The organism is Marinitoga sp. 1138, from assembly GCF_013363265.1.
Lineage (GTDB): Bacteria > Thermotogota > Thermotogae > Petrotogales > Petrotogaceae > Marinitoga > Marinitoga piezophila.
The window spans coordinates 1-5,341 of record NZ_LBFA01000009.1; the positions used below are offsets into that span (position 1 = coordinate 1).

The window sequence follows — 5,341 nt, forward strand, 5'->3', positions numbered from 1 at the left end:
CCATCTTTTTCCCTTTTTGTCAATACTTTTTTCGTTACAGTATTCTTTCTGAATTTCTCTTTTTCATTAATAATAATTTATATTTATAAGTCCCAATCTACTTCTTCTTTTCCAAAATCAAATTCAACACCAAATGTTATAAATGATATAGTACCAAAATTTAAACTTATTGTATATGGTAATTTTACATCTTCAAAATCCATTTCATCTTTATATGCAAAAATGTTTAATGATAATCCATATTTTGCAAATAATGAAAGATTATTATCATACCTGTATTTTATTTTAAGTCCTGCATCTATTATATTTATATTTATCTTTTTCAATTGTTCATTTAAACTATCTATAAAATTTGTTTCATCAGCGGAAGAAGTATTATTATCTTCAGAAGTTGTATTTCCTTCGCCAATACCTATATCTCCGCTTCCCTTAATATTAAACTTTTTATAAAAAACCATATTATATCCACCATAAAGAGCTAACTCGGTTTTTGGTTCTTTAATTAAATAAAATGCTCCTCCAATTCCACCATAACCTAAATTTACTCCAATTGAAAAATTAACATCTTCTTCTGCTCCAAGTTTAGTAGTTTCCATTTTAGCATTTAAACTTCCTGAAACTCCTGATAATGTTATATATGTTTCAAACATTCCCATATTATATCCAGCAACAAAATTATTATTCAAAACTGATATAGCATTATTTCCTGGATTATATAATCCAAATTCAAAGAAAAGATTTCCTGAAAACATCATTGTAGAAACCACTAAAATTGCAATAAATAAATAGACTTTTTTCATCAACCACAACCTCCTCATTTATTATAATAATTTTTTATTATGGATTTTTCAGGTGTGTTATGTCCTTCAATTTTTATAGCATATAAATTTCCATCCCTGCTTGTAATATATAAAATTCCATCTTTTATAATTGGACTTGAAACAATACCATATCCACTATTAAATATCCAATCGATGCTATAATCTTTATTTAATGCATAAACTTTAGAATCTAAACTTGCAAAGTATATATAACCTTTATCATCAAAGGTAGGTGTCGAATAAATTTCACCATCAGTTTTAAATTTATTTATTAATTCTCCTTTTGGATTTAAAACATAAAGATAATAATCGAGACTTCCAAAATATATATTTCCATTTTCATCTATGCTAACCTTTGTTTGTATAGAACTATTGGTTCTAAATTTAAATATTAACTTTCCAAATTTTGATATTTTATACAAATAATTATCATCGCTGCCTATATAAATATTTCCTTCTTTATCTATAGCTGGAGATGATTTTACAGATCCTCCAGTTTTAAATTTCCAGTTTAATTCACCTCTTTCGTTAAGAGAATAAACATATGAATCTGAACCACCAAAAATTATATTTCCATTATAAAATGCAGGCATTGATAATATATAATCATTTGTTTTAAAGGTCCATAAAATATTTCCATTTAAATCTATTGAATATAATACACCTTTTGATGTGCCAACATAAATTCTGTTATTTGCTATTAATGGAGTTGAAAGTATTTTACCTCTCAAATTCAATTTCCAGTTTAAAGTACCATCATTTGTTATTGAATACAACCTTCCTGAGCTGTCTCCAAAATATATATTTCTTCCATCATCGGTATTTGGAGACGCAATAATTTCAGAATTTGTTAAAAATCTCCATTTTAAAACACCTTCAAAAGATACTGCATAGAAATATCTATCGTAACTACCAAAATATATTCCACTATTTAATACTAAAGGTGTATTTTCTATCCATCCTTTAGTTTTATAATTCCATTTAATCTTACCATATGGATTTACAGTTTTAAAACTCCATATAGGCCCTTCTTTTACAGCGTTTCTGGAATCTTTAACTATAACCTTCCAATAATATGTAGTTTTTGGTTTTAATTTTTCAGGAGTATAGGTTAATGTGTCAACATTTCTCAATACTACTTTTAAATTATCTTTATCTTCTCCAAAAAAGACTGTATACTCCAGTTTATCTCCATCCATATCATAAGCCATCCAGCTTAAAGTTATATCCGTAGGAACATTTACCTCTCCATTGGATGGTTCAGGATTATCCGGACCAAGAGGCAACAAATTCTTAACTATTTTTATCTTTCCAACATTATAATTATTCTTTTTAAATGCTGGCCATTGAGCCTTTTCATTTAAACCCTTATCTTCTACGATAATAGAATATAAATTTCCACTAACATCGCTAAAAATCAAATTATTATTATCTAAAAGTAGATTAGAATCTATTATATCTTCTACTTTAAATTTCCAATTTAATCTTCCTCTTGTATCGAGACAATATATATTGTGGTCATAACTGGAAATATATATATTTCCTTTATCTCCCAATACAGCTGATCCAGTTATTATATATTGAGTTTTAAACTTCCACTTCAAGGTTCCATCAGAATTTATTGCGTATAAATAATTATCCCAACCACCTATATATATTGTGCCATTTTCATCAACTACTGGAGATGATTTAATATAACTTTCTGTTTTAAAACTCCATCTTAAATTGCCGTTATAATCAAGAGAATATACATATCCATCTTCACTGCCTATATATATATTTTCATTGTTATCCAAAGCTGGAGTTTGAGAAATTCTATTTTCAGTTTTATACTTCCATCTTAACGTTCCATCTCTATTAATTGCATATAAATAGCCATCCCAACTTCCTATATACAATGTTCCGCTTCTTCCGATAACTGGACTTCCGCTAATTGAATTATTAGTCTTAAACTTCCACTTTAATGTTCCATCTGGATTAACTGCATATAGATAACCATCCCAGCTTCCTATATATATTATTCCTTTATTATCAATTACAGGTGAAGCAGTTATAATATCTTCACTTTTAAATTTCCACTTTAAATCTCCATTTTTATTTAAAGCATATAAGTATCCTTCATTATTTCCGAAATAAATAAGATTATCAGCATATAATGGCGTTGACCATATTTTATTTTCTGTTTTAAACCTCCAGATTATAGATCCTTTTGAATCCAATTTATAAAAATATCCACTATCATTTCCAATGTAAATATTACCTTCATCATCCAGTACCCCATTACCTTTAATTCTATTTCTGGTATAATATTTCCAATTTAATTTTGGTTCATATTTAATCTTTATATCATATATCTTACTTTCGACATAATTTCCTTTTCCATCTTTTACTGCTATTTTTAATTTATATCTTTTACCAGGAGAAAATTCTGAAATTCTTATTTTATTTTCACTATAATTTTCTACTACTTTCTTTAAAGAATCTATATTATTTCCAAAATAAATATCATATAACAGAGGATCATTATCAATATCTTTTGAAGCAAAAACAATTGTTGAATCTTTTGAAATAGCCTCACTTATATCTGGAAAAATAATTTCAGGCTTCTCCGGAGCATGTGATGTAACAAAATCAAAAACATCGCTTTCATTTCTATTTCCAAGCTCATCAAAAACCTCAACTTTCCAGTAATATTGCTTTCCAGGTTCAAGTTTTTGATTTAAAGAAAATTCCGGTACATCTAATCCTTCAGCTATTTTTTCCAGACTATCAATAGATTGTCCAAAATAAAGATTAAATAATAGCTTTTTACTATCTTTATCTCTCGCAATCCATTTTAATACAGGAGATAATGAGACATTGGTATAATGATTAACCGGATTTTTTTCAACAGGTTTATCCGGTGCATAATTTACCTTAAATTGAATTGTATTACTAAAAATAGAAAAATTGCTATCTTTTGCTGCTAATTTTAGGAAATATGATACATTTCCGTCTAAATTTTCTAAATAATAGCTCTTTGCTGATAAATTCCCAGCAATTAATTTTAAATTATTCTTTGATGTTCCAAAATATAAATCATATTTTAAATTCTCTCCATTTAAATCTTTAGAATCCCAGACAACTTTGATTTTATCTTTAATTAAAGTATTTGAATTATTAGCTGGATAGATAATTCGAACATTTACAGGTGGCAAATTAACATATTGCCTATTTAATAAACCATATGAATATGTCCAATACAATTCTTCTTTTCTTAGATTCTCAATATCAATAGAAACAATACTATTTTCAGATACAAAATAAATTTTTCCATCATCTAAAAAGATATTGGTATTGGTAATTTTTTTCTTAATTTCATATCTTGATAAATTCTTTTTATTAAAATCAAAAATAAAAATAGTTCCATCAATTGCTCCGGTAACAATTCCTTTATTAGTAAGAATAGATTTAGCAATTAAATTGTTTACAGATACTTTTTTAACAAGTTTAAAATTAGAATTGTACATATAAATATTGCCTGTAGTGGTAAGATAAATATTTCTATTTTTATCGACTAATATATTTAATAATATTCTATCGTTATCAAAATGCTTTTTCCAAATAGTTTTTCCATTAGTAGAAATAACATATAGCCATTTTGTACTTGTAATAACATATATATTCCCCAAATTATCTGATGCAAAATTACCAATAACACTTCCATTAACCTTAGAAGTAGCAATTCTATCGCCTAAAGAATTAAAAATATAAATATTCCCCTGAATATCTCCAAAAACAACATTATTATTATAGGTAACAAGCAATTTTGAAGTAACTGAAGTATTTAAACTATTTATCCAGACCTTTTTAAAATCAACAAATTTAATAATATTACCATTCACAGTTAAAATATAATATTCATCAAATGGAGTTAAAGCAATGGATTTAATATTATCCTCAAATTTAAAATTAAAGAGATTATTATTGGAAAAATTATAAAAATAAAGTGTATTGCCGTTAGAAAAAACAAGCTCAGATTTATTGGAAATGAGAAAGTTGCTAAACAAAGAAGATTCAAATTTTTTAGAAAAAATCATCTTAAAATCTTTAAAAACATATAAAGTATCAAGATCATGAAAAGCAATATAAGCTTTATATGTAATGAAAGAACCTCTAATTTTGGTATTAATATCAATAGTCTTTATATTAAAAGTCTGACTACTTAATGCAGCGTTATTGGATTTTGAAGTAGTATTCGAAGAAGACGCAATAAAAGGATTTTTAAAGATACTGGAAATATCAAAATTAAATAATCCATTAAAATAATTAGAAGAGCATGAACTTAAAACAAAGATCAAAAAAATAAAAATAATATAATTAATTATAAATTTTTTCATTTTAATCCCTCCAAATTAAATATATCAAAAATAATTATATCAAAAAATATAAAAAAATATATTTAATTTTGTATAAACTATTTATTAATAATAAATTATTAATAACATAAACAAAAACCCCCAGTCTTTTGACTGGGGGAA

At 25.7% G+C, this 5,341-nt stretch carries 2 protein-coding genes; both read right to left on the bottom strand.

The genetic code is table 11. The annotated features are described in order from the left end of the window. Positions 1-83: 83 nt before the first annotated feature. Positions 84-800, bottom strand: a complete 717-nt coding sequence (locus tag XO11_RS04100) for a hypothetical protein (RefSeq protein ID WP_175418202.1) — start codon at positions 798-800, stop codon at positions 84-86. A gap of 14 nt (positions 801-814) precedes the next feature. Next, positions 815-5,200 (bottom strand): PQQ-binding-like beta-propeller repeat protein, encoded by a 4,386-nt coding sequence (locus tag XO11_RS04105; protein WP_175418203.1) that lies wholly within the window; start codon positions 5,198-5,200, stop codon positions 815-817. Positions 5,201-5,341 lie beyond the last annotated feature (141 nt).